Source organism: Streptomyces ossamyceticus, from assembly GCF_001418475.1.
Taxonomy (GTDB): domain Bacteria; phylum Actinomycetota; class Actinomycetes; order Streptomycetales; family Streptomycetaceae; genus Streptomyces; species Streptomyces ossamyceticus.
Genome location: NZ_LIQX01000172.1, coordinates 1 through 26,377 on the forward strand (window position 1 = coordinate 1; position 26,377 = coordinate 26,377).

General features: G+C 69.4%; 19 protein-coding genes and 3 tRNA genes. 5 read left to right on the forward strand and 17 right to left on the reverse strand.

Going from position 1 to position 26,377, the window contains the following annotated elements; translation table 11 throughout:
• Positions 1-1,437, reverse strand: a 1,437-nt coding sequence (locus AOK15_RS14275; protein WP_205632132.1) for a CoA-binding protein, incomplete at its 3' end; no start/stop codon positions are given.
• Positions 1,438-1,832: 395 nt separating this feature from the next.
• Between AOK15_RS14275 and AOK15_RS45605 the strand changes: the two genes are divergently transcribed.
• On the forward strand, positions 1,833-2,408 hold the full coding sequence (locus tag AOK15_RS45605; RefSeq protein ID WP_055516552.1) for a TetR/AcrR family transcriptional regulator: 576 nt from the start codon (positions 1,833-1,835) through the stop codon (positions 2,406-2,408).
• Positions 2,409-2,606: 198 nt separating this feature from the next.
• Here AOK15_RS45605 and AOK15_RS14285 read toward each other — a convergent pair whose 3' ends face one another.
• The 12 genes from AOK15_RS14285 to AOK15_RS14340 all read right to left on the reverse strand — a co-directional run bounded on the left by AOK15_RS14285 (position 2,607) and on the right by AOK15_RS14340 (position 14,072).
• Positions 2,607-3,902 (reverse strand): NAD(P)/FAD-dependent oxidoreductase, encoded by a 1,296-nt coding sequence (locus tag AOK15_RS14285; RefSeq protein ID WP_420876900.1) that lies wholly within the window; start codon positions 3,900-3,902, stop codon positions 2,607-2,609.
• A gap of 268 nt (positions 3,903-4,170) precedes the next feature.
• Positions 4,171-5,301 carry a M24 family metallopeptidase gene (locus tag AOK15_RS14290; protein WP_079058483.1) on the reverse strand — a complete coding sequence of 377 codons (1,131 nt, stop codon included), beginning with the start codon at positions 5,299-5,301 and terminating at the stop codon, positions 4,171-4,173.
• A gap of 52 nt (positions 5,302-5,353) precedes the next feature.
• Complete coding sequence (locus AOK15_RS14295; RefSeq protein WP_079058484.1) at positions 5,354-7,036, reverse strand: ABC transporter substrate-binding protein; 1,683 nt, start codon at positions 7,034-7,036, stop codon at positions 5,354-5,356.
• 372 nt (positions 7,037-7,408) lie between these two features.
• Positions 7,409-8,293 carry an amidohydrolase family protein gene (locus AOK15_RS14300; RefSeq protein WP_055516562.1) on the reverse strand — a complete coding sequence of 295 codons (885 nt, stop codon included), beginning with the start codon at positions 8,291-8,293 and terminating at the stop codon, positions 7,409-7,411.
• A gap of 81 nt (positions 8,294-8,374) precedes the next feature.
• Positions 8,375-9,580 carry a cytochrome P450 gene (locus AOK15_RS14305; RefSeq protein WP_055516565.1) on the reverse strand — a complete coding sequence of 402 codons (1,206 nt, stop codon included), beginning with the start codon at positions 9,578-9,580 and terminating at the stop codon, positions 8,375-8,377.
• Between the two features lie 36 nt (positions 9,581-9,616).
• Positions 9,617-10,558 (reverse strand): PDR/VanB family oxidoreductase, encoded by a 942-nt coding sequence (locus AOK15_RS14310; protein WP_205632133.1) that lies wholly within the window; start codon positions 10,556-10,558, stop codon positions 9,617-9,619.
• Positions 10,559-10,656: 98 nt separating this feature from the next.
• Complete coding sequence (locus AOK15_RS14315; protein ID WP_079058485.1) at positions 10,657-11,376, reverse strand: IclR family transcriptional regulator; 720 nt, start codon at positions 11,374-11,376, stop codon at positions 10,657-10,659.
• Positions 11,377-11,947: 571 nt separating this feature from the next.
• Positions 11,948-12,355 carry a PIN domain nuclease gene (locus AOK15_RS14320; RefSeq protein WP_055516569.1) on the reverse strand — a complete coding sequence of 136 codons (408 nt, stop codon included), beginning with the start codon at positions 12,353-12,355 and terminating at the stop codon, positions 11,948-11,950.
• Positions 12,352-12,585, reverse strand: a complete 234-nt coding sequence (locus AOK15_RS14325) for a type II toxin-antitoxin system VapB family antitoxin (RefSeq protein WP_055516571.1) — start codon at positions 12,583-12,585, stop codon at positions 12,352-12,354. Before AOK15_RS14325 ends, AOK15_RS14320 begins: the two co-directional genes overlap by 4 nt.
• 1,082 nt (positions 12,586-13,667) lie before the next feature.
• Positions 13,668-13,744 (reverse strand) — tRNA-Ile (locus AOK15_RS14330).
• Between the two features lie 177 nt (positions 13,745-13,921).
• Positions 13,922-13,994 (reverse strand) — tRNA-Asn (locus tag AOK15_RS14335).
• 5 nt (positions 13,995-13,999) lie between these two features.
• A tRNA-Asn gene (locus AOK15_RS14340) sits at positions 14,000-14,072 on the reverse strand.
• Positions 14,073-14,247: 175 nt separating this feature from the next.
• Between AOK15_RS14340 and AOK15_RS14345 the strand changes: the two genes are divergently transcribed.
• The 4 genes from AOK15_RS14345 (at position 14,248) to AOK15_RS14360 (ending at position 20,100) form a co-directional block, all read left to right on the forward strand.
• Entirely contained in the window at positions 14,248-14,553 is a 306-nt protein-coding gene (locus AOK15_RS14345; protein WP_055516574.1) for a hypothetical protein, read from the forward strand.
• Between the two features lie 265 nt (positions 14,554-14,818).
• On the forward strand, positions 14,819-16,273 hold the full coding sequence (locus AOK15_RS14350) for an FGGY family carbohydrate kinase (protein ID WP_079058486.1): 1,455 nt from the start codon (positions 14,819-14,821) through the stop codon (positions 16,271-16,273).
• Positions 16,274-16,429: 156 nt separating this feature from the next.
• Entirely contained in the window at positions 16,430-18,163 is a 1,734-nt protein-coding gene (locus AOK15_RS14355) for an ABC transporter ATP-binding protein (RefSeq protein WP_055516578.1), read from the forward strand.
• Positions 18,163-20,100, forward strand: coding sequence for an ABC transporter ATP-binding protein (locus AOK15_RS14360; protein ID WP_055516581.1), 1,938 nt, complete (start codon positions 18,163-18,165; stop codon positions 20,098-20,100). Before AOK15_RS14355 ends, AOK15_RS14360 begins: the two co-directional genes overlap by 1 nt.
• 246 nt (positions 20,101-20,346) lie before the next feature.
• On the opposite strand, the gene AOK15_RS14365 is transcribed toward AOK15_RS14360, so the two are convergent.
• The 4 genes from AOK15_RS14365 to AOK15_RS14380 all read right to left on the reverse strand — a co-directional run.
• Entirely contained in the window at positions 20,347-21,660 is a 1,314-nt protein-coding gene (locus AOK15_RS14365) for an RNA polymerase sigma factor (RefSeq protein ID WP_055516584.1), read from the reverse strand.
• Positions 21,661-21,863: 203 nt separating this feature from the next.
• On the reverse strand, positions 21,864-23,765 hold the full coding sequence (gene dnaG, locus AOK15_RS14370; protein ID WP_055516586.1) for a DNA primase: 1,902 nt from the start codon (positions 23,763-23,765) through the stop codon (positions 21,864-21,866).
• A 114-nt stretch (positions 23,766-23,879) separates the two neighbouring features.
• On the reverse strand, positions 23,880-25,151 hold the full coding sequence (locus AOK15_RS14375) for an NAD(P)/FAD-dependent oxidoreductase (RefSeq protein WP_055516590.1): 1,272 nt from the start codon (positions 25,149-25,151) through the stop codon (positions 23,880-23,882).
• A gap of 178 nt (positions 25,152-25,329) precedes the next feature.
• A partial coding sequence (locus AOK15_RS14380) for a deoxyguanosinetriphosphate triphosphohydrolase (protein WP_055516592.1) occupies positions 25,330-26,377 on the reverse strand: 1,048 nt, incomplete at its 5' end.

Sequence of the window (26,377 nt, forward strand, 5' to 3'; positions counted from 1 at the left end):
TTCGGACGTGGGGCGCGAGCGGGTGGACCGGACACTTTCCGGCAGCGGCCGCCGGTTGCGGGTCAGTGCCCGGAGCGCGACGAGGGCGTTGCCGATGCCCCGCAGCACGGGTACGGCCGGACCGGCCTGTTCCTCGCACCGCGGCTGCACGCTGAGCGAGGAGCTCGACGCCACGACGACGGGCTTGCCCGGCGCGCTCTCGGCGACCGCCCTCGCGGCACGGAACTCCTCGGCCTCGTAGTCGGTCTCCTCGTCGGTCATGGTCGCGTGCGCGTCGAGGACGAGCAGCACGGAGTCCACGGCGTCATCGGCGGCGATCAGCTCGACGGACCGCCGGAAGCCACCGTCGGGGTACTCCACGCTCGCGCCCGCGTCGAAGGGGTTGTTCGCCGGCGCGCCCGGCATCGCCGCCTCCAGACCGCGCGCGGTCTCGGCGGTGAAGCGCGGGACTTCCACGCCCTGGTCCGCCGCGAGGTCGGCGGTCAGCGCGGCCTGACCGCCCGAGATGGTGATCACGCCGATGCGGGTGCCGGCGGCCGGAGGGAGCTCCGGTACGGCCAGGCACTGGAGCACTGCCGCCATCTCGTCGTAGTCCGTCACCACCGGCAGATCGAGTTGCTCGAACAGCGCCTGGTAGGCGGCGTCGCTGCCGATCAGCGCGCCGGTGTGGGCGGTCGTGGCGGCGGAGCCCACGCTGCTGCGGCCCACCTTGAGGACCACCACGGGCTTGCCGGCGGCCCGCATCGCGGCGACCCCCTCGATGAAAGAGGGCACGTCCTTGATGGACTCCAGGAGCACGCCGGCGGCACGTGTGGCAGGATCGCGCGCCAGCCAGGACAGGTAGGCCGCGGTGGTGGCGCCGTACTCCCCGCCCGTCGAGATGATCTTCGAGTAGCGGACCGGGCCGGTCGAGCGGGCGATGAAGATGGCGGCGGAACCCGACTGCGCGATCAGCGCCACGTTGCCCGCGGGCAAGCGCGTGATGCTGTTGTCGTCGATCCACAGCGGGATGCGGTCGGTGAGGTTGACGACGCCCATGCAGTTCGGGCCGTGCACCGCCATGTCGCTCGCCGCGGCGAACCGGGTGACCTCTGCGGCCGTGGCGGGGTCGAGTCCGGCGGTCGGCACCAGGGCGGAGCGGCATCCGCCCTTTTCCAGGCCGCGCAGCGCGTCCAGGACGGCCGGGGTCGGCAGCGACACGACGGCGGCGTCGATGCCACCGGGGAGAGAGCCGACGTCCGGGAACGCTTCCAGTCCCTCGACCGTGCGCGCCGCCGGGTGCACGACGTGCAGCTCGCCGTCGTAACCGGCCTGCCGCAGATTGCGCAGAACCTCGTTGCCGCTGGCCCGCTTCCTGGCCGAGGCGCCCAGGACGACGACGGACCTGGGCCGCAGCAGGGCTGTCAGGCCGTCGATGCGGGAAGGAGACTCGGACATGGGGCGACTCCTGGTGACAGGGGATGCGCGGTAGTGACCGGCACCGCCAACGGCGGTCGGCCCTCGCGGGGTTGGTGGGGGTGGTTGCTCCCGACAGCTCGGCGTTGATCGCGGGAGCAGGGACCAGAACTGGGCTCCCCGTGCGGCGGGGTGTGCCGCTCGACGGAGAGGCGCCGGCGAGCCGGAACTCGCGGAGCGACCGGGCGCGGGGGCTTCCAAGGAGAAGAAATCCCCGTTGTGTTTTGGCGAATGTATATCGACAGATACACTTCGGCAAGAGTGTCCGTCCTCTGTCTTCCAGGCGTCACCCGTCGTTTACGCGCCGAGTACTCTCAAGGCGTCCCGCCCGGCGAGCGTCACCCGGGCCGCCACCCTGCTGCCGAAAGCGAGAAGCTGTGCCCCGCTACGTAGATCACGACCAGCGCCGGGCGGAAATCGTCGAGGCGGCCAGGTACGTGCTCGCCCACGGCGGCCCGGCCGAACTGACCATCCGTTCCGTCGCCAAGCGTCTCGGGGGCTCCATCACCCTGGTCACGCACTTTTACCCGACACGGCCCGAGCTGATGCGGGCCGTGGTCACGGCCATGAACGAGAGCTTCGACGCGGAACTGGCGGACCTGGAGACCGGCGCCGACGCGCGCGGCCGGTTGCTCATCCTCCTGAAGTGGATGCTGCCGCTCACCGAGCAGGACTGGGTGAACGAGAGCGGCAGGGTCCAGCTGCTCAGCCAGCGCGGGAAGGACGCGAGCGTCGAGGAGTTCGCCGACGGAATGGACACCAGGATGCGGGACCTGCTGCGGCAGCACCTGGAGCCCCTGGTCCCCGAGGACCGGGTGGAGACCTACGTCGATCTGCTGCGGGTGACCGTGAACGGCATTGTGCTCGCTGCCGTCGAACACCACGACGACTGGCCGGCCAAGCGCCAACTCACCGTACTGGACGAGGCTTTGTCGGCCTTCGGCCTGCGGTAGGCCCATCCGTAGATCGCTCCACCCGCAGACTCGATGCCGGATGGAGACGGGCGCCCTCGGCCATCAGGCCCCGACGCCGAAGGAGGAGCCCCGCGACGGCCTGTTGCTGTCGGCCGATCGCGTCGCTCCTCCGGGCTGTACCTGGAACAACTGATCATCAGTTGCGCTGTGGTGCGAGTATGTCCCCCAACCTGGCTGTCACCGGCCGGAGATGGCGTTGGCCAGTCGTGCCCACCGGCTCGTTGCGCCCAGGTGAGAATTTTCCTCGCGATGATCTGCCGCGCGGTAGAGCGCATACATCGCCTGCACTCCGATCCACCGCAGAGGTTCGGGTTCCCAGCGCCGCATCCGCCTGTTGACCCAGGGAAGCCGAGTGAGAGCGGAGTCCTCGTCGAGCACCAGGTCCGCGAGCGTGCGACCGGCCAGATTGGTGGTGGTCAGACCGCTGCCGACGTATCCGCCGGCCAGGCCGATTCCGGTACCGCGGTCGTAGTTCACGGTGGTGCACCAGTCGCGCGGCACCGCGAGCACGCCACACCAGGCGTGTTCGATCCGTAGGCCGACGGTGGCGGGGAAGAGCGCGTGCAGCGTCGCCGTCAGAGACTCGACGGTCGCGGCCTGGGTGCGTCCGTGGTCGTCCGTCCGCGAGGCGAAGCGGTACGGGTTTCCGCGACCGCCCAGAGCGATACGGCCGTCCGCGGTGCGCTGGGCGTAGAGGTAGGCGTGGGCACTGTCCCCGAGCACCTCCGAACCGTGCCAACCCACCTGGTCCATGACCGTGTCGGGCAGGGGCTCGGTCACGATCATGGAGGAGTTCATGGGGAGCCACGCGCGACGCTGCCCCCGCAAGCCCGCGGTGAAACCTTCGAGACACTGCACAATGTGCTTGGCCGTCACCGTGCCTCGTGTCGTGGTGACTCGATGGGGTGAGACGGCTGTCGCCTCGGTCGACTCGTAAATGACGGTTCCCTGCGCTTCCACCACACGGGCGAGCCCGCGCACCAGCTTGGCCGGCTGAACCCTCGCGCAGTGCGGGGTGAACGCAGCGGAGACGGCCGACGGGACGTTGATCCGTCGGCCGAGCTCGGCGGCCGTCAGCTCGTGGATGTCGGACGAGCCCGCACCCCAGGACCGCTCGTGCTCCACCTCATGGCGCAGGCGGGCTCGTTGGGCTTCCGAGCGGGCGACGAGCAGCATCCCGTCCTTGACGATGTCGGCCTCGATGCCCTCGTGAGCCGTCACGGCGATCACCTTGTCCACTGCGTCGCGCATGGCGGCGAGCAGTTGGACGACGCCGTCGCGTCCATGAACAGCGGCATAGCGTTCGCGGGAGCCCGCGAGTTCGGCGGACAACCATCCGCCGTTGCGGCCCGAGGCGCCGAAGCCGGCGAACTCCCGCTCGATGACGACTATGTGGAGGTCGGGCCGGGCCCGCTTCAGGTAGTAGGCGGTCCACAGCCCTGTCAGGCCGGCGCCGACGATGGCGACATCCACCGTGACATCGTGCGGCAGAGGGGCCCGCCGCGAGGTCACGGGATCATCGCGGTACCAGAAGGACACCTCTCCGTTGCGGGTACCACTCGTGGCGCGCTTCACCGAAGGGAGCGGCCGTTCGTGGGGTCCTTTCGCCGCTGAGGGGGACTTGTGGGAACTGCCGGCCATGCTGGGGGCCTCTCCGTGATGGAACAGGTGCAGGGGTGGAGGGGCGTCCCGCCATGACCGGTGACTGTGTCCTCCGCTGGTGTGATCGGTGGCGGCGGGACTACTCGACGCGCTCACCCAGGATCGCGAGGCTGTCCCAGTTGTACTGGGACGACAGGGCCCGGGGGCCGGTGTCCTCGATCACGACGAGATCCTCGAAGGCGAGGACAGCGGGTGTGGTGACCACCGGTTCGACGGCGAACACCATGCCCGGTTCGAAGATGGTCTGCTCACCGTCACGCAGCCACAGGCTGAGCCCCTCGTGTACGTCGAGACCGATGCTGTGCCCGAGCCACCAGTCCCACATCTCCAGGCCGTTGTCCCGCATGTCGGCGAGGAACTCGTCATGCATGGAGGCCACCGAACGCCCCGGAGTCATCCGCGCGATGGTGCGCTCGTGGACGCCCGCGAGCTTCTCGTACGCTTCCTGGACGTCACCGGGGACGGGGGCCACCGCCACGGTCCGCTGAAGGTCCGAGTAGTACCCGTCGATACAGAGACCGAACTCGATGGAGAAGACCTGGCCGGGACGGATCGGCCGGTCGGTCGGGTGGGTGCGCTGCTCCGGACTCGCCCAGTTGAGGGCCAGCCAGGAGACCTCGTCGACACCTTGCCGGATGGAGGCGAGCCGCAGCTCCTGCGCGAACTCGCGGTCGGTCATCCCCTCCCAGCCTGCCGCGATCGCCTCCACCATCGCGCGTTCACCCGCGGCGGCCACTTCGGCGATGACGGCGATCTCGTCCGGTGTCTTGAGGAGCCGGTTGGCCAGCAGAGCCCGGTCGGCGGAAACCAGTGTCGCCTTGGGCAGCACCCGCGCCAGCCGGTCACGGTCCGCGGCGGTCATGTACTCCGCCTCGATGCCCACCCGGGCCTCGTCCAGACCCTGCAGGCGCAACGCGTCAGCGAGTGAGTTCCAAGCGCCGGTGCCGTACGACCACACGGTGACCGGGATCTCGGTGCGTTCTTTCGCGTAAGTCGGCATCCACTCAGGAATCAACAGCTGCCGCTCCCCGTCACGGCGGCAGATGAGGAACATGTGTTCCTCGGGCACGACGCTGAGGTGGGGCAGGTAGAGATTGGCCAGATGCCGCAGGTTCTGGCGAGAGGTCACGACAACGGCGTCGAGATCTTCCTTGGCAATTGCCTGCACCGTACGCTCGCGCACGGTCCTGTCGTGCATAGGGCGCTTCATCAGCTCTCCTGCATTGGTCGAGGGTGTTCGGCTGCGGAGCCGGGCCAAGGGTTCACTTGATGCTTCCGATACGGGCGAGCGAAGGCTGGTTCAGGTAGGCGAAGGACGCGGTGGCACCGCCCAGCCCCTTCTTGAGGAAGCTGATCTCGTTGATCTGAACCAGGCCCTGGAACCCATAGTTCTTCTCGTAGGTCGATTGCGCCTCGGTGAGAAGCCTGGCCTGCTCGGTCGTGTCCGCGGTGGCCCGCGCTCGGGCCACCAAGGAGATAACCGTCTGGTTCTTGTAGCCGATGAAGTTGAAGTACGTGCCGGGCAGGAACGTCTCGGTCGCTTCCAACGGATCGGGAGCCACATTGAAGCTGACGTTCAAGTAGAGATCCAGCTTCTCGCGGGCGGCAGGATTCGCCGCGGTGTCGGCGTAAGCTGCCGGATCGAGGGGACGGATCTTCACGTTGAATCCGGCTTCCTTGGCAGAAGCCTGAATCAGGACCGCCGCCTGATTCATGGTGGCGTCGCCCGCGAGAACCGCCAGCGTGATGGGCTGCCCCTGGTATCCGGCCTTCTTCGCGAGGGACCTGGCCTGCGACAACGCGGCCTTCGATCCCCACTTCGACCCCTCTGACCGGAAGCCGTCATACGCTTTCCGCCTGACGGTCTTGGCCGCAGCCGAAGTCGTGGGATTGTTCCACACGTCGACGTTCAGCGCCGTGTAGTTGGCTGTGCCGTGATAGACGCTCTTGGCGAGAGCCTTCCTGTCGATCGTCATGTAGAACGCCTTGCGCAGTTCCGGACTGCCCAGCGGGCCGCCGGACCGAGTCGGGGACAGCCCCAGGTACTGCTGGCTCGGCGCCCCGAAGGTGAGAGTTCCGGACGTCGCTTTGGACAGTGCGGGCACCAGGGCGGCCGGCACCTCGTAGGCGCCGTCGACCTCACCCGACAGCAGAGCCTGGGTCAGCGCGGTCGAATCCGAGAGGAACTTCAGCGACACGTGACCGGCCTTCGCCGCGAAGGCGGGGTCCCAGTAATGCTGATTCTTCTCAAGCTCGATGGAAGAGCCCGGCTTCCATTCCTTCAGCGCATAGGGGCCGGTGCACATGAGGCCTTTAGCAGGGCTTCCGAGCGCCTTTCCGGTCTTCTCTCCGAACGATTTCTGCTGGACAGCTCCGGCGAAACTCGCCAGCTCCTTCGGCAGGAGACTGTCCGGCTTGGTGAGACGCACGGTCACTTCGGACGGCCCCGAGGCCTTGATCGTGTCCACATTACGGAAAAGAAAGCCGGTGAGCCCCTGCCTGGCGTGCTCTAGGCTCCACACCACGTCCGCGGGGGTGACCTGGCTGCCGTCCCAGAACTTCACACCCTTGCGAATACTCAGGGTCAGGGTGCGGGAGTCCGGCTGCCGCAGAGATGCGACGCCATCCGTGATCGAGTAGTCGGCGTTGAGCCTCAGCAGGTTGTCACAGAGAGCCGAACTCACCAGAGAGCTGCTGTAGTACCCCGTGTTGGGCGGGTCGATCGTGTTGGGTTCGCCGTAGGGAAGGCCCCAATTCAGAGTGGCGATGTCCGACTTCGCCGTTCCTACCACGCTGGCGGTAGGTGACGGAATCGCAGGGAACGCGCCCGAGCCCTTCCCGCCGCCCGAACAGCCGGCGATCATCAGACTCGCGCCGATTCCGATGCACAGGGCCGCTTTTCTTTTGGCGCTTCTCGCACGAAAAGAGGGTTGGGGTACACGCATGACTGGCTCCAGATGTTCTGTGGGTGGCCGCGCGCCCAAGACGACCACTCGATGACTCCGACGAGTGCTTACTCGTCGGTGTCAGCGAGAATCCGGCCCGGACGGGGTACGTCCGACAGCAAGTTCCGCATGCAGTCGTCTGGGGATAGTCGAGGGATGGGTTCGGTACCGAGCCCAACGGAGAGTGAGATCATCGACCTTCATGTACGCGTGAACATATAACGCAGGATATTTTTCGTCAACGGGTCCGACTTGATCAGTTGGCCTCTACTTCATCCACACACCGACGGCGCCTCCATCGGCGGCGACGTTCGATGCCCTTCTCCCCGCCCGTCATGGTTGACCAGCACCGCATCCGGCCGCGGCCCGGATTCAGTGCGGGGTGAGGCCGAACAGCCGAGCCGCGTTCTCCTTGAGGATCTTCGGCCGCACCTCGTCCTTGATGGGCAGCTCGGCGAAGTCCTTCAGCCAGCGGTCGGGAGTGATCAGGGGGAAGTCGGAGCCGAAGAGCACCTTGTCGCGCAGCAGTGTGTTGGCGTACTGGACGAGCTGCGGCGGAAAGTACTTCGGCGACCAGCCCGACAGGTCAATCCACACGTTGGGCTTGTGCGTGGCGACGGCGAGCGCCTCGTCCTGCCAGGGAAAGGACGGATGCGCGATGATGATCTTGAGGTTCGGGAAGTCCGCGGCGACGTCGTCGAGGTGCAGCGGGTTGGAGTACTTAAGGCGGATGCCGCCGCCCCCGGGCAGGCCCGCGCCGATGCCGCTCTGGCCGCTGTGGAAGAGCGCGGGGACACCCAGTTCCTCAAGCGCCTCGTACAGCGGGTACGCCTTCCGGTCGTTCGGGAAGAACGCCTGCATGTTGGGGTGGAACTTGAAGCCCCGGACCTGATGCTCCTCGACCAGGCGCCGGGCGGCCCGCACTCCCGTCCGCCCCTTCGCCGGGTCGATGCTGGCGAAGGGGATCAGTACGTCCGGGTGGGCCGCCGCCGCTTCGGCGACCTCTTCGTTGGCGATGGCCGGATAGCCGGTGGTGGACTCGGCGTCCACGGTGAACACGACACATGCCATGCGCCGTTCCCGGTAGTACGCGGCGACCTGGTCCAGCTGTGGAAGGCGTTGGCCTCCCGGACCGAAGTGCTGCTCGGATGCGGCGAGGAGGTCCGGGGGCAGGGAGGGACGCCCGTCCTTGGAGACCTCGCAGTGGACGTGGACGTCGATGGCGGTGAGGGAGGTGATGTCGAGTGCGGAGGTCATCCGGCCGTCTCCTGTTGTGCGGTGAACAGTTCGGGAAGAGCGACGCCGCAGGTCGCCGCCCATGCGCTCGCTGGTAGCTGCTCAGCGCGCTCGGTGGACGCGCACGGGCAGGGAGGCCCAGGAGCGGAGGGTGTTGTTGAGGTGTCGGCGCGGGGTCGCCGTGAGTTCGATGTGCTCGACGCGGGCGGCGAGTGCGGTCAGCAGGGTTTCGGCCTCCAGTCGGGCGACGTGCTGTCCGACGCACTGGTGGATGCCCATGCCGAAGCCGACGTGCCCCGAGGGATCCCGCGCGAGGTCGAACCGGTCCGGATCGTCCCACCGGTCCGGGTCGCGGTTGGCGGCGCCGAGGAACATGAGGATCTTCGTGCCCTCGGGGACGACCGCGCCGGCGATGGTCACGTCGGTGGTGGCGGTACGGAAGAACGTCTGTACCGGCGACTGCCAGCGCACCGCTTCGTCGAAGGCGACGCGCGCCAGTTCCGGTCGCTCGCGCAGCCGCTGCCACTGCTCGGGGTGAGTGGCGAAGGCGTAGAGACAGGCCGCCAGGCCGTGCACGGTGGTGTCGACTCCGGCGGTGAGCAGGGAGCGCACCACGAGGGGTGCCTGTGCCCGGGTGAGGTCCCCGCGGTCGGCGGCGGCCCAGATCCTCGCCCCGAATCCGTCATCGGTGAGCGCCTCGCGGGCGCATTGGGCGTTCACCCACGCCGACAGCTCGGCGACCCGATGGGCGTCGGCTCTGACCAGGTCGTTGACGGGGCCGAAGGAGTTGAAGGCCATGTTGCCGTACGGCAGGAGGTTCTCCCGGCCGTCCGGGCCGAGACCCACGGCGTCGGGAAACACCCTGAGTGGAAACGCGCACGCCAGCTCGGTGAAGGCGTCGAACGTCCCCTTGCCACCGGCGAGAACCTGCTCGACGAGTTCCTCGGCCGCCCGCTGCCAGGCCGCGCGCAGCACGCGCAGCGCGGACGGGGCCAGGATGTCCCGCAGCACCCGGCGGGGGGCGTCGTGCCGGGGCGGGTCGGCCTCCAGCAGGATGCTGGGCGGACGCCACGGCTGCTCATGGCGGAAGTTGGCCAGGCCCACCCCCGACCCCGACTCGAAGTGCTGCCAGTCCGCGAGTGCGGCATGCACCTCCGCATGGCGGGCCAGGGCGCGTACGTCGTATCGGGAGAGATACACGACGGGGCCGGCGGTCCTCAGGACGTGGTGCAACTCCTCGGGATCTTCGAGGACGGCGGGTGAGAAGACGTCGATGTCACAGACGGGCAGCGCGGCGGTCCCGGGCATGGCGGCTCCTTGCTACGGGGAAGGCGGGGGAAGGGGTCACAGGTCGAGGACCAGGCGGTCGTCGCGGGACCGGGACACGCACGGGAACATGCAGGTGTTCGCCGCGCGTTCGTGATCGGCGAGGACCGAGTCGCGGTGGTCGGGGCTGCCTTCCAGTACGGGGGTGAGGCAGGTGCCGCAGGTGCCCTGCTCGCAGGAGGACAACACGTCCACTCCGACGCGGCGCACCGCGTCCAGCACCGAGACGTCCGGAGTGACGGTGACGATGCGCCCCGTCCGTCTCAGCTCGACCTCGAAGGGCAGGTCCCGTACCGGCGCGGCCTGTTCGGCGGCGGTGAACCGCTCGGTACGCAGCGTGTGCGTGGGCCAGTGTGCGCAGGCGGCCTCCACCGCTGCGAGGAGCGGAGCGGGTCCGCAGCAGTAGACCTTGGTGTCCGGGCGCGGGGCGCCGAGCCAGGACCCGAGATCGAGCAGTCCGACCTCGTCCTGGGGAGCGATGTGAACCCGCTCTCCGTAGGCCGCGGTCAGCTCCTCCAGGAAGGCCATGGAGGCGCGCGTCCGTCCGCCGTACAGCAGCTGCCACTCCGCGCCCAGCAGTTCGGCCTGCTGGACCATCGGCAGGAGGGGAGTGATGCCGATGCCGCCGGCGATGAACAGGTACGTCTCCGAGGGGACCAGGGGGAAGTGGTTGCGCGGTCCGCCGACGCCCACCCGGTCGCCCGGACGCAGCGTGTCGTGGACAAGCGCCGATCCGCCGCGGCCGTACGGCTCACGCAGGACCGCGACTCGGTAGGTGTAGGCGTCCCACCGGCTTCCGCACAGCGAGTAGTGCCGCACGGTCCTGTCCGGAAGGACGACCTCGATGTGGGAGCCGGGGGTCCAGTCCGGCAGTCGCGCGCCGGCCGGATGCACCAGGGTCAGCGCGACCACGCCTTCGGCCACGGCTTCCTTGGCGGAGATTTCCAGAGTCACGACCACGTCGTCGCTCCCGTCTTCGGATTGCGGGAAGCATGCGTGCGGGTGAGCGAAGGGCGCGACGGGACTCTCATTGGATGAGAGACAAAACGAATTTTCTCTCAGCCGGGCAGGCCGTGAGCCGCCAGGGCCCGGGAAACGCCGCGCGCCGCGGTGCGCACCACGGGCACGACGGAGGCTGCCCCGGCATCGTTCGGGACGATCACGGAAAACGCGGCCACCACGTCCCCCTGTCGGCCGCGCACCGGGGCGGCGATACCGAGAGCCTCCTCGTGCAGGTATCCGGGGCAGTACGCATACCCCTGGCGTCGGATGTCGGCCAGGGTGGAACGCAGCGCGGTGGGGTTGGTGATGGTGTGCGCCGTGTACGCCTTCAGAGGTCCGGCGAGGATGCGCTCCTGTAGTGCGGCGGGACCATGGGCAAGCAGTACGAGACCACTCGACGACCCGTGCATCGGCAGCCGGCCCGCGATACGGGTGTAGTTGACGACCGCTCCCGGCGCTGTGAGACGTTCGAGGAACAGCACCTCGTCGCCGTCCAGCACCCCGAGCTGGACATGGTGTCCCACCACATCGTGCACGCCCTCCAGGAACGGCATTGCCGCGTCCCGCAGGGACATGGTGGGCGAGGCCCGCGTCCCCAGCTCCCACAGACGCATGCCGACCCGCACCCGCCGGTCGGCGTCACGCGCCAGGAAGCCGTGCTCGGCCAGCTCCGCCACCAGCCGCGAGGCGGTCGCCAGGTGCAGCCCCGTACGCCGGGAGATCTCGGAGACGGTGAGAGCCGGGTCGTCGGGTGTGAACACTTCGAGAATCCGCACGGCTCGTGACAGAACCGACTCGCCTGTCCGTGTTGTCCTCACACAGACATGATCGGCGCATGGTTTCAGGAGGTCCAGGTCCGCAGGGCTGCGGATGACATTCGCCGCGGTCGATCCGTTGACTTTCGGGGCGCTCGTCCGGGCCGTCTTCGGGGGGACAACGCACCAGTGGCTGGCCAGCCCGGAGACTACGGATCGCTCAGCGGCTGTCCGGAACTTGCAGCTCCTTGATCAACACCCCTCGCCCGTGCCGTCCATCGCCATCAGCCGCAGGCCCGCCAGAACGCATGCGCCATCCGCTCATCCCCTCAATCCGCGTCCAGAACGCCATGCGCAGCGGATTTCCTTTCCAACGCGCAGCGACTCAAGGACAGGTGGATCGCCCCCCAGTACGCGGTGACAGCTCCGGGACCGTCAGGGTCTCCATCGGGATCACGCGGTCAGCCCCGCGCCTGCGGGGACAGGTCCGCGGGCGACGCCGACTGCCGGTGTAGCGGATGGACCGCTGATGCTCCCGGAGACATCGAACACCGAGGTCAGAAGCCGACAGCTGTGATCGTGCCTCCGCAGATCAGGCTCGTGCGTCTCGCTGCTGGACTTCCTTGAGGACTCCGGCCACCGTCACGAAGTCGTTGTCCACGTGGAGAACGGTGTGCCCATGGTGTACAGCTGTCGCGCACACCAACAGATCGATCGCGCCGGCCGCCCGATGCTGGCCCTGCTGGGTCAGCTTGTACTGGGCGGTGTCGACCCAACGCCAGGCGTTCTTCGGAACCGGGGAGAGCAAGCAGAGCGCGTCCAGTTCCTCTGCCAGCTCATCTCGGTGAGACGGGCTGGTCGCCGAGTAGAGAAATTCGGTACGTGTCGGCTCGCAGAGGTGGAAGACCCCGGCGGCAATGTGTCCCTCCCAGGGCCGCAATGCGCCTGGGGTGCGAAACAGATGCCACAGAGCCGAGGTATCCACCAGATACGTGATCACTCGAAGGCCTCGCGTCGCGCACGCTTCTCCGCGTCATGCGCCGCTGCGGCCTGCTCGAAATCGCCACGCGCACCTCGCGCGGCCAGCTTCTCCGCAGCCTCAAGCCGCTTGATCCGCGCCACGTAGTCCCGAAGGGCCGCGTTGACGGTCTCCTTCTTCGTCGTGACACCCATGAGCCGCATGGCCTCGGCCAGCGCCTCGTCGTCGAGATCAATCTGCGTGACGGACATCGGACACCTCCAGCATCCACGATGTATGCAAACATAATACATCACCAACATCCGGCGCGACCATCGATCACGAACAGACCACTCCATGGGAGCGTGCAGGATGTTGGGGCGCTCCCCTGGGCCCGCTTTCCGCTACGGGACGGACCAGCGGAGGCCTGCCCGACGCCGCCACGAATTACCCCATAGCCGCCGCTCAACGCCGCGCCCGCGCCATCCGTCCACGCACCCTCGCCCAGCGCAACAGCGAACTCGCCGCCGCAGAAGCACTCGATGCCTCTCCTTTTGCCCTGCCAGTCTGATCTCGCGTGCCCCGATGCCCTCGGCACACATACACCGAACAACGAGACGCGAACGCCTCACGGATCTCCGCGACACCGCCGGAGTCGCACGTCCGGCCACCCCTGTGGACCTCCCGCACGCCACCTCCAAGCCCGTACACAGCGCCCTCAAGGCGGTGCCGAGAACGACGAGGGCCGTACCGGCGACCAGCCCACCAGGTTGAGACGTCCCTCCCAGCGGGTCCACAAAGATCGCGACGGCGAGCCTCAGGGGCGGCGACCGGGCATCGGAACACAGCCGGCTACCGGCAATCCGTAGTCCGCTGTCATCCGACCAGCTGAACGAGGCCCGTCGGCAACCGCCCGGCTACCTGCCCAACCGAAACCGTGAGGCCCTAAACCAGGAAGTCAACTACTCCAAGGGCCGTTTCCTCTTGGGGCAGTTCCTTGACGCCTACCCGCCATCGCCAGACGCGCCCCTTCCGAGACCACAGGCCCAGATGATCTCCACTTCGAACCCGGAGACCCACGCAGCCGGCTGGTCACAGGCCACCCCACTCCCGGACGCTTTTCGCGATGCCGGCGGCCTCAGGACGGCCTCAAACCATGGCGCCGTCGCAGCAAAGCCGACCAGAACCGGGCTCGCCAGGGGTGCGTTGGCGTGCATCTACGCAGGTCAGGGGAGCAACGGCCGACGGAGGCCACGTCGGCTCGCGAACCCACGAGCAGCGGATTCAGTCCGTTCAGGCGAAGTTGACGATCTGACACCCAAAAAAGAACGTTTCCGCAGGTCAAACGCCTGCATGGTGGGGCGGGTGGGACTCGAACCCACGGCCGACGGATTATGAGTCCGCTGCTCTAACCGGCTGAGCTACCGCCCCGTACGGCGTGTCGCGCACATTTGTGCGCGCCGTCTGCCGCAGCATAGCCGCTCATACGATCTCCTGCTTCGGATGGTCGGCTTCACGCGTGCGCTTCTTGACCATGGAGACCACGACGCGGCCCGCGCGGTTCCCCCGGACATGAAAAAGGACCCCGTGGGGTCCTCGTTCAGGCTGCTCCCCCGACTGGACTCGAACCAGTAACCTGCCGGTTAACAGCCGGCTGCTCTGCCAATTGAGCTACGGAGGACCGAGCTCCCCCGACTGGACTCGAACCAGTAACCTGCCGGTTAACAGCCGGCTGCTCTGCCAATTGAGCTACGGAGGAATGCCTCGTTGCATCGAACGCACCTACCTGGGTATTCGCCAGGGGGCGTGCGCTCGCTGCGACACATACATTAGCGCAAGCTGGGGGGTGCTCCGCCAATCGGTATCCCCCGCGCCCGCCGCCCGCGCAGGGCAACGCAAGGGACCGACGCAGACGTAAGGGAAGGGTGGCCGCCATGCGCTATCGGCTCACGTTCTTTGCCGGACTGGCCCTGGGGTACGTCCTGGGCACACGCGCCGGACGCGAGCGTTACGAACAGCTGAAGAAGTCCGCCCGGCAGGTCGCGCAGAACCCGGCCGTGCGCAACACCGCGGAGTCGGCCGCCCAGCAGGGGCGCGTCTTCGCCGGCAAGGCGTACCACGTGGTCAGCGAGAAGGTCGGCGAGCACGTGCCGGAGTCCGTCGCCGGCCGGGTCCGCTCGCTGCGGGAACGCAACGCGAACGGCGCGGGACCGGACGACTGGGGCACCAGCAACACCTGACGCGTCCGAGGGGTCGCCGGGGCACCGTCACCACCGGCACCACCGGCCTCGACCGGACGACGGGGACGCCGGGTGACACCCGGCCCCGACCGGACGGGCGGGGCGTCGGCGGCGTCCGGTCGCTCCGTCGGGACGCAAGAGATTTCGCTCGCACGTCGGCGATCGGCCCATCGTGGCCGGTCGCCGACGTGCGTGTCCCCCCGATGGGCCCCGGCCCTCGTTCCACGGCACGCCACACCCCTCCCCGTGCGGCAGAATTTCTGCCATGGGGATAGTCGCCGGGCTGGACAGTTCGCCCGAATTTACGCGCATTGTCGTCTGTGACTCGGACACAGGGGCCGTGCTCAGGCAGGGGTATGCCCCACACCCGGTGGAGCCCGCGCCGAACGGGGGGCGTCCCGCGGACGTCGATCCGCAGGCGTGGCTGCTGTCCCTGGGGGAGGCGGCCGGCGGCGGGCTGCTGGAGGGCGTGCAGGCGATCGGTGTGTCGTCGCAGCAGAACGGGCTGGTCGCGCTGGACGCACAGGGCAACGCCGTGCGTCCGGCGATGGTCGGCGGTGACAAGCGTGCCCAGGTCGCCGCGGCGGACCTCATCGACGCGCTCGGGGGGCGCGGCGCCTGGGCGGAGGCCGTCGGGTGCGTGCCGGGGGCCGGGCAGCCGGTGACGAAGCTGCGCTGGATGAGCCGTACGGAGCCGGACGCGGCCATGCGGACGGCCGTGCTGCTCCAGGCGCACGACTGGCTGGTGTGGCAGTTGCTGGGGCGGCCCGTGCGGCGGACCACCGACCGGGGCGGCGCCTCGGGCACCGGGTACTGGAACGCGGCGACCGGCCAGTACCGGACCGACCTCGTCGAGATGGCGCTCGGCCACCAGGTGATGCTCCCCGAGGTGCTGGGCCCCTCGGACGCCGCCGGTACGACGCCGGAGGGGCTCCTCATCTCCGCCGGCACCGGCGAGACCATGGCCGCCGCGTTCGGGCTCGGCATCGGGCTCGGTGACGCGGTGGTGTCACTGGGCGCCAGCGGGTCCGTGATGGCCGTGCACACCGAGGCGCTCGTCGATTCCTCGGGGATGATCACCTCGCTGGCCGACGCCACGGGGATGCACCTTCCGGTCGTCACCACGCTGAACGCCGTACGGACACTGCGGGGCGCCGCCGAGATGCTGGGTGTGCCCGACCTGGAGGGGCTCTCCGATCTGGCGCTGAAGTCGACGCCGGGGTCGCACGGGCTGGTGATGCTGCCGTACCTGGAGGGTGAGCGGACGCCGAACCTGCCGCACACGGCGGGGACGCTGGCCGGGCTGCGGCGGGAGTCGATGAAGCCGGAGCACTTCGCGCGGGCCGCGTTCGAGGGCATGCTGTGCGGGCTCGCGGACGCGCTGGACGTGCTGCGGGGGCGCGGCGTCGACGTCCGGCGGATCTTCATGCTGGGTGCGGCGGCCGAGCTGCCCGCGGTGCAGGCGGCGGCGCCGGCGCTGTTCGGGGTGCAGGTCGTCGTGCCGCAGCCGGCGGACTACGCGGCGGTCGGCGCCGCGCGGCAGGCGGCCTGGGCGCTCGGGGTGTCCCAGGGCGCCCTCGACCCGCGGACGCCGCCGATGTGGCCCGGGGCGGCCGCGCAGGTCCTGGAGCCGGGCGAGGAACTGGCCGTGGGGCAGGCCGTGCGCCAGCAGTACGTGGCGGTTCGCGAACAGACGCATCCGGGGGCGTTCCGGGGCTGACCGCCCGGCGGAGCGGCCCTTCTCGGCCGCGACGACCTCAAGGACTCGCCATCGATCCTTCACCGTTGGGTTAATTCGGTTGAGGTAACGCGGGTGGAGTGTTCGACGATGGGGGGTGGTGCATCCCATCCCATCGCCGATTCCGAGAGATCTCGCGTGCTCATACGACTGCTCAGAAGTCATCTACGTCCGTACAAGAAACCCATCGCTCTGCTGGTGCTGCTGCAGTTCGTGCAGACGTGCGCCACGCTCTACCTGCCCACATTGAACGCGGACATCATCGACAACGGTGTCGTGCGGGGCGACACGGGCTACATCCTGGCCTTCGGCGCGCTGATGATCGGGATCTCGCTGGTCCAGGTCGTCTGCAACATCGGGGCCGTGTACTACGGCGCCCGTACGGCGGCGGCGGTCGGCCGGGACATCCGGGCGGCCGTGTTCGACAGGGTGCAGTCGTTCTCGGCGCGTGAGGTCGGTCACTTCGGGGCGCCGTCGCTGATCACGCGGACGACGAACGACGTCCAGCAGGTCCAGATGCTGGTGCTGATGACGTTCACTCTCGTGGTGTCCGCACCGATCATGTGTGTGGGCGGCATCGTGCTGGCGCTCGGTCTGGACGTGCCGCTGTCGGGCGTACTGCTGGCCGTCGTGCCGGTGCTCGGTATCTCCGTCAGCCTCATCGTGCGCCGGTTGCGCCCCCTGTTCCGCACCATGCAGGAGCGGCTCGACATCGTGAACCGGGTGCTGCGCGAGCAGATCACCGGCAACCGGGTCATCCGGGCCTTCGTCCGGGACGACTACGAGAAGGACCGCTTCCGTACCGCGAACACCGAGCTGACGGACGTGTCCCTGGGCACCGGCCGGATGCTGGCGCTGATGTTCCCGATCGTGATGACCGTCATCAACTTCTCGTCGATCGCGGTGGTGTGGTTCGGCGCCCACCGGATCGACAGCGGCGGGATGGAGATCGGTGCGCTCACCGCCTTCCTCGCCTATCTGATGCAGATCGTCATGGCGGTGATGATGGCCACCTTCATGTTCATGATGATGCCGCGCGCCGAGGTGTGCGCGGAGCGCATCCAGGAGGTCCTCGACACCGAGACGAGTGTCGTGCCGCCCCTCGCGCCCGTGCGGGAGTTGCGGCGCAGCGGGCACCTGGAGATCCGGGGAGCCGGGTTCCGTTACCCGGGGGCCGAGGAGCCGGTGCTCCGATCCATCGAGGTCGTGGCGCGGCCGGGTGAGACGACCGCCGTCATCGGGTCGACCGGCAGCGGCAAGTCGACGCTGCTGGGGCTGGTCCCCCGGCTGTTCGACGCCACCGAGGGCGAGGTGCTCGTCGACGGCGTCGACGTGCGCACGCTCGATCCGCGGCTGCTGGCCAGGACCGTGAGCCTGGTGCCGCAGAAGCCGTACCTCTTCTCGGGGACCGTGGCGACGAACCTGCGGTACGGCAATCCGGACGCCACCGACGAGGAGCTGTGGCACGCGCTGGAGGTGGCGCAGGCCAAGGAGTTCGTCGAGCGGCTGGAGGGCGGACTGAACGCCCCCATCTCGCAGGGCGGCACCAATGTGTCGGGCGGTCAGCGGCAGCGGCTGGCGATCGCGCGGACACTGGTGCAGCGCCCGGAGATCTATCTGTTCGACGACTCGTTCTCCGCGCTCGACTACGCGACGGACGCGGCGCTGCGGGCGGCCCTGTCGCAGGAGACCGCCGAGGCGACCGTCGTCATCGTGGCCCAGCGGGTGGCGACCATCCGGGACGCCGACCGGATCGTGGTCCTGGACGAGGGCCGCGTCGTCGGGACAGGGCGGCACCACGAGCTGATGGCCGAGAACGAGACGTACCGGGAGATCGTGCTCTCCCAGCTGACGGAAGCGGAGGCAGCCTGATGGCCGGGCCGTTGGGACGCATGGCGGGAGCCGGGGGCGGTCCCGATCAGCAGTCCATGGACTTCAAGGGGTCCGGGAAACGACTGCTCGCGCAGTTCAAGCCCGAGCGGTTCACCATGTACGCGATGGTCGTGTGCGCGGTGATCAGCGTCGGTCTGTCGGTGCTGGGGCCGTGGATCCTCGGCCGGGCGACCGACCTGGTCTTCGCGGGCGTGGTCGGACGGGAGATGCCGGCCGGCCGGACCAAGGCCGAGGTCCTCGAAGGGATGCGCGAGCGCGGTGACGGCCGTGTCGCCGACATGCTGTCCGGGACGGACTTCACGCCGGGCAAGGGCATCGATTTCGAGGCCGTCGGGGCCGTGCTGCTGGTTGCCCTCGGCATCTTCCTGGTGGCGGGCCTGCTGATGGCGGGGGCCACACGGCTCTCCAACCGGGCCATCAACCGGACGATGTTCCACCTGCGGGCGGAGCTCCAGGCGAAGCTGTCGAGGCTGCCCCTGTCGTACTTCGACAAGCGGCAGCGCGGCGAGGTGCTCAGCCGGGCCACCAACGACATCGACAACATCGGCCAGACGCTGCAGCAGTCGATGGGGCAGCTCGTCAACTCGCTGCTGACGATCGTCGGCGTGCTGGTGATGATGTGCTGGGTGTCGCCGCTGCTGGCGCTGGTCGCGCTGGTGACCGTGCCGCTGTCGTTCGTGGTGGCCACCCGCGTCGGCAAGCGGTCGCAGCCGCACTTCGTGGCGCAGTGGCGGACCACCGGGAAGCTCAACGCGCACATCGAGGAGATGTACACCGGGCACACCCTCGTGAAGGTGTTCGGTCGGCAGGACGAGTCGGCGAAGCAGTTCGCCGAGGAGAACGAGCGGCTGTACGAGGCCGGGTTCAAGGCCCAGTTCAACAGCGGGATCATGCAGCCGCTGATGTTCTTCGTGTCGAACATCAACTATGTGCTGGTCGCCGTCGTCGGTGGACTGCGGGTGGCCACCGACGCCCTGTCCATCGGTGACGTGCAGGCCTTCATCCAGTACTCGCGGCAGTTCTCGATGCCGCTGACGCAGGTCGCGTCCATGGCGAACCTGGTGCAGTCGGGCGTCGCCTCCGCCGAGCGGATCTTCGAACTGCTGGACGCGGAGGAGCAGGCCGCGGACGCCGTGCCCGGGGTGCGGCCGGAGGAACTGCGCGGCCGGGTGGCGCTGGAGCGCGTCTCCTTCCGCTACGAGCCGGACAAGCCGCTGATCGAGGACCTGTCGCTGGTGGTCGAGCCCGGCCACACGGTGGCGATCGTCGGGCCCACGGGCGCCGGCAAGACGACCCTGGTGAACCTGCTGATGCGGTTCTACGAGGTCACCGGTGGGCGGATCACGCTGGACGGTGTGGACGTCGCGTCCATGTCCCGTGACGAGCTGCGCGACGGGATAGGGATGGTCCTCCAGGACACCTGGCTGTTCGGCGGGACCATCGCGGACAACATCGCGTACGGGGCGTCCACCGCGCGCGAGGTCACGCGCGGGGAGATCGAGGAGGCGGCCCGGGCCGCGCACGCGGACCGGTTCATCCGGACGCTGCCGGACGGCTACGACACCGTGATCGACGACGAGGGCACCGGGGTGAGCGCGGGTGAGAAGCAGCTCATCACCATCGCCCGCGCGTTCCTGTCGGACCCGGTGATCCTGGTGCTGGACGAGGCGACGAGTTCCGTGGACACCCGGACCGAGGTGCTGATCCAGAAGGCGATGGCGAAGCTGGCGCACGGGCGGACGTCGTTCGTCATCGCGCACCGGCTGTCGACGATCCGGGACGCCGACACGATCCTGGTGATGGAGAACGGCTCGATCGTCGAACAGGGCGCGCACGAGGAGCTGTTGGCGTCGGGCGGGGCGTACGCCCGCCTGTACAAGGCGCAGTTCGCGGAGGCGGTCGCCGAGGTGGACTGAGGCGCGGGCCCTCTGGGGGGCGCGTTGTCGGGTGCGGGTCCGTTGTGGTTTCTCGCGCAGTTCCCCGCGCCCCTGAAGGCATGGGCCTACGGCCCGGCCTTCATCGGAAAAGCACGGGGCCGCAAGCCCCTGCTTCTCCAGGGGCGCGGGGCGGTGACATATGCGGCTCCGCCGCCTGGGCGCGACCAGCCCTCACCCACCCGCACCCGCCAACGACAGGCGCACCCCCGTCCCACCAGGCGCCCCTCAGTCCAGATAACCCCTCAGCTGATCCGCGAACGCGTGGTCCCTCAGCTTGTTCAGGGTCTTGGACTCGATCTGCCGGATCCGCTCACGGGTCACGCCGAAGATGCGGCCGATCTCCTCCAGCGTCCGCGGTCGCCCGTCCGCGAGCCCGTACCGCAGCTGCACCACCTTGCGTTCCCGCTCCCCCAGCGTGGACAGCACCGCCTCCAGGTGTTCCCGCAGCAGTAGGAACGCCGCCGACTCCACGGGGCTCGCCGCGTCGCCGTCCTCGATGAGGTCGCCGAGCGCCACGTCGTCCTCCTCGCCCACGGGGGCGTGCAGGGACACCGGCTCCTGGGCGAGGCGGAGCACCTCGCTGACCCGCTCGGGCAGCAGGTCGAGGTGGGCGGCCACCTCCTCCGGCGTCGGCTCGTAGCCCCGTTCCTGGAGCATGCGGCGCTGGACGCGGACGACCCGGTTGATGAGTTCCACCACGTGGACGGGGACGCGGATCGTGCGGGCCTGGTCCGCGAGCGCGCGGGACATGGCCTGGCGGATCCACCAGGTCGCGTACGTGGAGAACTTGTAGCCGCGGGCGTAGTCGAACTTCTCGACGGCTCGGATGAGGCCCAGGTTGCCCTCCTGGACGAGGTCCAGCATGGTCAGGCCGCGGCCCACGTACCGCTTGGCCACGGACACGACGAGCCGCAGGTTCGCCTCGATGAGGCGGCGCTTGGCCATGCGGCCCAGGACGACCAGCCGGTCGAGGTCGAGGGCGAGCCGGCTGTCGAGGTCGGGGGTGCTGCCGAGCTTCTCCTCGGCGAACAGGCCGGCCTCCACCCGGCGGGCCAGTTCCACCTCCTCGGCCGCCGTGAGCAGCGGGATGCGGCCGATCTCCCGCAGGTACTGGCGGAACAGGTCGGAGGAGGGGCCGCTGGTGTCGGTGCGGCGCGGCAGTTCGACGGGCTCGGGTTCGGCCGTCTCGATGGCCTCCACGGCCGCCGCGGGCGGCTCGTCGGCGTCCGGCGGGGCCTCCGGTGCCGTCTCGGGGTGGTGCGCGGCGCGGCTCTGGGCCGGGACCGCGTGGATCACGTCGGTCTCCGCGCCCGGCTCCGCGCCGTCGGTACTCAGGGCCGTACCGGTGTCGTTCTGTACGAGGGTCTGGGTCTGCACGGGGGCGACCTCCAGGGATGTCGCTGCTGACGCGTACGGCAGCGGTATGTCGGGGATGGCGCGGGCGGCCCGTCCGCCCTCCATCCCGTACTCATCGAGCGGAACCGCGGGGATCTCGGACCCATGGGGGACGGGTCGGCCGCGCTCCGAGGACTCAGGCACCGGAACCCAGTGTGGAGTACGACACACAGCCGCCACGAGGGGCGTGCGGTGACTTTTTGCGTCCGGTCCGTGACCCCACGGTTACTCTCATGGACGAGTGGGCCGCTGACAGGCCGTGAAACAGCTTGAAGCACGTACGGAACGGGGGCGACCTGCGGGGACCGGCGCCCGATTGGCAAGTGCGCCGGGGATGTTCCCCTCTTCTAGAGCGCTTCCGCGCCCCTCTCCCGCAGGGCCTGGTCGTACTGCTGGAGCACCCACAACTCGTTCTGCACGGCGGCCAGCTGGGCCGGGTCGCCGTGGGCGCCGAGGCGGGCCAGGCTGCTCTGCACGTCCCGTACGCGGCGCTCGACGGCGCGGCGGCGGACGGTGACCAGCTGGGCGCCGGCGTAGATCTCGTCGACCGTCTTGCGCATGATGGCCTCGACGGCGAGCTCGGTCACCATGGCGCGCACGGCGTCGTCCGGCGCGGACTCCCGGACGCGGACCAGATACTCCTGCGGGTCCTCGACGCCGAACTCGACGCCGCCCGCCTCGATGATCGCCTCGCGTACGGCCGCGTAGGGGGCGGCGGTGAACTCGTCGATCCCGTACGCGTCGAACGCGGGGGCCACCAACTCGGGCCGCTGGAGGGCGAGTTTGAGGAGCTCGCGCTCGGTGGCGTAGACGGGGTTGCGCAGCACCAGGGCGGGGCCCGAGGGGCGGCGGGCGGCGGTCTCGTACGGCTGCGCGGGATGCTGGGGGGTGGGCGCGGGGCCCTTGCCGCCGCGGTCGCGGGCCCAGCGGGCCAGCTGGGCGACGCGCTTGACGACGAACTGGGTGTCGAGGATGCCGAGCATGCCGGCGAGCTGCACGGCGACCTCGTGCTGGGCGCCGCTGTTCTTGATGCGGGCCACGACGGGTGCCGCCTCGTCGAGGGCGGAGGCGCGCCCGGCGGCCGTCTCCAGGTCGTAGCGGGCCACGATGTGCCGGAGGGCGAACTCGAAGAGCGGGGTGCGGGGTTCGACCAGCTCGGTCACCGCGTCGTCGCCCTTGGCCAGGCGCAGCTCGCAGGGGTCCATGCCGTCGGGGGCGATGGCGATGTAGGTCTCGGCGGCGAACTTCTGGTCGTCCTCGAAGGCGCGCAGGGCTGCCTTCTGACCTGCCGCGTCGCCGTCGAACGTGAAGATCACCCGGGCCGAGCCGTTGTCCATGAGCAGCCGGCGGAGGATCTTGATGTGCTCGCCGCCGAAGGCCGTGCCGCAGGTGGCGATGGCGGTGGTGACCCCGGCGAGGTGGCAGGCCATGACGTCGGTGTAGCCCTCGACGACCACGGCACGGCTGGCCTTGGCGATGTCCTTCTTGGCGAGGTCGATGCCGTAGAGCACCTGCGACTTGCGGTAGATCGGGGTGTCGGGGGTGTTGAGGTACTTCGGGCCGTTGTCCGCCTCGTACAGCTTGCGGGCGCCGAAGCCCACGACATCGCCGCCGATGTCGCGGATCGGCCACATCAGCCGGCCCCGGAACCGGTCGATGGGGCCCCGGCGGCCCTCCTGGGCGAGTCCGGACAGGAGCAGCTCCTTGTCGGTGAAGCCCTTGCCGCGGAGGTAGCGGGTGAGATGGTCCCAGCCCTGGGGGCTGTAGCCGACGCCGAAGTGGACGGCGGCGGCCTGGTCGAAGCCGCGCTCGGCGAGGAAGATCCGGCCGGTGTCGGCCTCGGGGCTGGTCGCGAGCTGCTCCGCGTACCACTCGGCGGCGATCTTGTGGGCCTCGACGAGGCGGATGCGCTCCCCGCGCTGGTGGGAGGGGTTGTACCCGCCCTCCTCGTACCGCAGGGTGATGCCCGCCTGGGCGGCGAGCCGCTCGACGGCCTCCGAGAAGGAGAGGTGGTCGACCTTCATCACGAACGTGATGGTGTCGCCGCCCTCCTGGCAGCCGAAGCAGTGGAAGAGTCCCTTGCTCGGGCTGACCTGGAAGGACGGCGACTTCTCGTCGTGGAAGGGGCACAGCCCCTTCAGGTTCCCTCCGCCGGCGTTGCGCAGCTGGAGGTACTCGGACACCACGGCGTCGATCGGGACCGCGTCCCGTACCGCCTTCACGTCCTCGTCGTTGATCCGTCCTGCCACGCGGTGATTCTACGGGGGCGCACCGACAGCTAGGGTCTGTCGTTTGGATCATGCCGACTTCGGGCTACGGCACTGACGGCCCCCGCGGCCCAGGCGTGATCCAAGCGACAGGCCCTAAGGTGCCGCGATCAGCCCGTCGAGGGGGACCTGGGGGTTGGAGAGCGCGTCCACGTCGATCCGGGCCCGTGACCTGATGAGCTTCTGGATCTGTTCCGTGACGTCCCACACATTCACGTTCATCCCGGCGAGGACCCGTCCCTCCTTGACCCAGAAGGCGATGAACTCGCGTTTCCCGGCGTCCCCGCGGATCACCACCTGGTCGTAGGAGCCGGGCGGCGCCCACCCCGAGTACTCCATGCCCATGTCGTACTGGTCGGAGAAGAAGTACGGCACCCGGTCGTAGGTGACGTCCTTGCCGAGCATGGAGCGGGCGGCGGCCGGGCCGCCGTTCAGCGCGTTGGCCCAGTGCTCGACCCGCAGCCGGGTGTCGAACAGGGGGTGCGGGAAGGACACCACGTCACCGGCCGCGTAGATCGACGGGTCGGAGGTGCGCAGGCCCGCGTCGACGACCACTCCTCCGCCGTGCGCGCGGTCGGCGATCTCCAGGCCGGCTGCCTCGGCCAGGCCGGTGCGGGGCGCCGCGCCGATCGCGGCGAGGACGTCGTGCGCCGGGTGCTCCTCACCGGTGTCCGTGCGTGCGGCGAGGACCATGCCGTCCTGGCCGACGATCTCGGTGAGCTTCGCGCCGAAGGCGAAGCGCACCCCGTGCTCGCGGTGCAGCTGGGCGAAGAGGTTGCCCAGCTCGGGGCCGAGGACGCCGTGCAGGGGTGTGGGCTCCGGCTCGACGACGGTGACCTCGGCGCCGTACTCGCGGGCCGCCGCCGCGACCTCCAGGCCGATCCAGCCGGCGCCCGCGACGACCAGGTGGCCGTTGTCCCGGCCGAGGGCGGCGAGGACGCCCTTGAGGCGTTCGGCGTGGGCGAGGCGGCGCAGATGGTGGACGCCCGCGAGGTCCGTGCCCGGGATGTCCAGGCGGCGGGGCTCGGCGCCGGTCGCCAGCAACAGCTTGTCGTAGTGGACGAAGGTGCCGTCGTCCCCGAAGTGCACGGTCTTCGCCGCGCGGTCGATCGTGTCGACGGTCTGGCCGAGGTGCAGCTCGATGTCGTTGCGCGCGTACCAGGAGGGCTCGTGGACGAAGACGCTGTCGCGTTCCTCCTTGCCCAGCAGATAGCCCTTGGACAGGGGCGGGCGCTCGTACGGGTGGTCGCGTTCGTCGCAGATCAGTATCACGCGGCCGGTGAAACCCTCCGCTCGGAGCGTCTCGGCCGCCTTCGCGCCGGCGAGACCGCCTCCGACGATGACGAATGTCTGATCCGCGTCGACCACTTGATGCCTCCTCTTGAGGGTGCGTCCACTTGCGAGCGTCCCGCACGGAGCGTGATGCGGGAAGAGGTAGTGACCCGATCAGGCCACGGAGGGTCACATGGATGCCCCATACGCCCCGTGGGTCGCACTCAGTCGGTCGCGGGCCGCCGGTCGTGCGCCGTCGGTCACGGGCTGTCGGTCACCCCCTGCCGGTCGCGTTCGTCAGTCTCGCGTGCAGCGAGCGGGCCGACGCGTCGGTGAGGGAGGCGATCTGATCGATGATCACCCGCTTGCGGGCACGGTCGTCCGGCGCCGTGTCGAACAGCGCGCGGAACTGCGGGTCGAGCCCGTCCGGGGCGCGGGCGGTGAGGGCCTCGGCCAACTCCGCGACGACGACGCGCTGGTCGGCGCGGAGCCGCTCCTGCTCGGCGCGCTGCATCACATACCGGTCGGCGACGGCCTTGAGGACCGCGCACTCCAGGCGCGCGCCGCGCGGGACGACCAGCTCGGCCGCGTACCGGGTGAGGCGCCCGCCGCCGTACGTCTGCCGGGTCGCGCCCTCCGCGGCGAGGCAGAAGCGGCCGATGAGCTGGCTGGTGGCGTCCTTCAGCCGGGCCTGCGCGACGGCCGTGCCGTCGTAGCCGTGCGGCCACCACTCCTGGTCGAGGAGCCGGTCGAGGGCCTCGGCCAGTTCGGCGGGGTCGGTGTCGGCGGGCACGTACCGGCCGAGCGCCACCTGGAACACCGCCTGCCGCTCGGGCTCCGCGTGCAGGCAGCCCGGGTCGATGTGCCCGGCGTGCAGGCCGTCCTCGACGTCGTGCACCGAGTACGCCACGTCGTCGGACCAGTCCATGACCTGCGCCTCGAAGGTCGTACGGCCGTCGGGGGCGCCCTTCCTGACCCAGTCGAAGACGGGGCGGTCGTCCTCGTAGACACCGAACTTGGGGGACGCCGGGTCGGTGGGGTGGGCGCCGCGGGGCCAGGGGTACTTGGTGGCGGCGTCCAGGGTCGCGCGGGTCAGGTTCAGGCCGACGCTGACGGGGTCGCCGGACTCGGGGGACCGTACGAACCGCTTGGGTTCGAGTCGGGCCAGGAGGCGCAGCGACTGGGCGTTGCCCTCGAAACCGCCGCAGTCCTCGGCGAATTCGTTCAGGGCCTGTTCGCCGTTGTGGCCGAACGGGGGGTGGCCGAGGTCGTGGGAGAGGCAGGCGGCCTCGACGAGGTCCGGGTCGCAGCCGAGGGCCGCG

What these genes read in the sequence shown, in the direction of transcription:
- AOK15_RS14345 (WP_055516574.1), top strand. Translation starts at nt 14,248, where the DNA reads ATGCGCTATCGGCTCACGTTCTTTGCCGGACTGGCCCTGGGGTACGTC.
- AOK15_RS14325 (WP_055516571.1), bottom strand. Translation starts at nt 12,585, where the DNA reads ATGTCCGTCACGCAGATTGATCTCGACGACGAGGCGCTGGCCGAGGCC.
- AOK15_RS14290 (WP_079058483.1), bottom strand. Translation starts at nt 5,301, where the DNA reads ATGAAGCGCCCTATGCACGACAGGACCGTGCGCGAGCGTACGGTGCAG.
- AOK15_RS14305 (WP_055516565.1), bottom strand. Translation starts at nt 9,580, where the DNA reads ATGCCCGGGACCGCCGCGCTGCCCGTCTGTGACATCGACGTCTTCTCA.
- AOK15_RS14295 (WP_079058484.1), bottom strand. Translation starts at nt 7,036, where the DNA reads ATGCGTGTACCCCAACCCTCTTTTCGTGCGAGAAGCGCCAAAAGAAAA.
- AOK15_RS14300 (WP_055516562.1), bottom strand. Translation starts at nt 8,293, where the DNA reads ATGACCTCCGCACTCGACATCACCTCCCTCACCGCCATCGACGTCCAC.
- AOK15_RS14350 (WP_079058486.1), top strand. Translation starts at nt 14,819, where the DNA reads ATGGGGATAGTCGCCGGGCTGGACAGTTCGCCCGAATTTACGCGCATT.
- AOK15_RS14360 (WP_055516581.1), top strand. Translation starts at nt 18,163, where the DNA reads ATGGCCGGGCCGTTGGGACGCATGGCGGGAGCCGGGGGCGGTCCCGAT.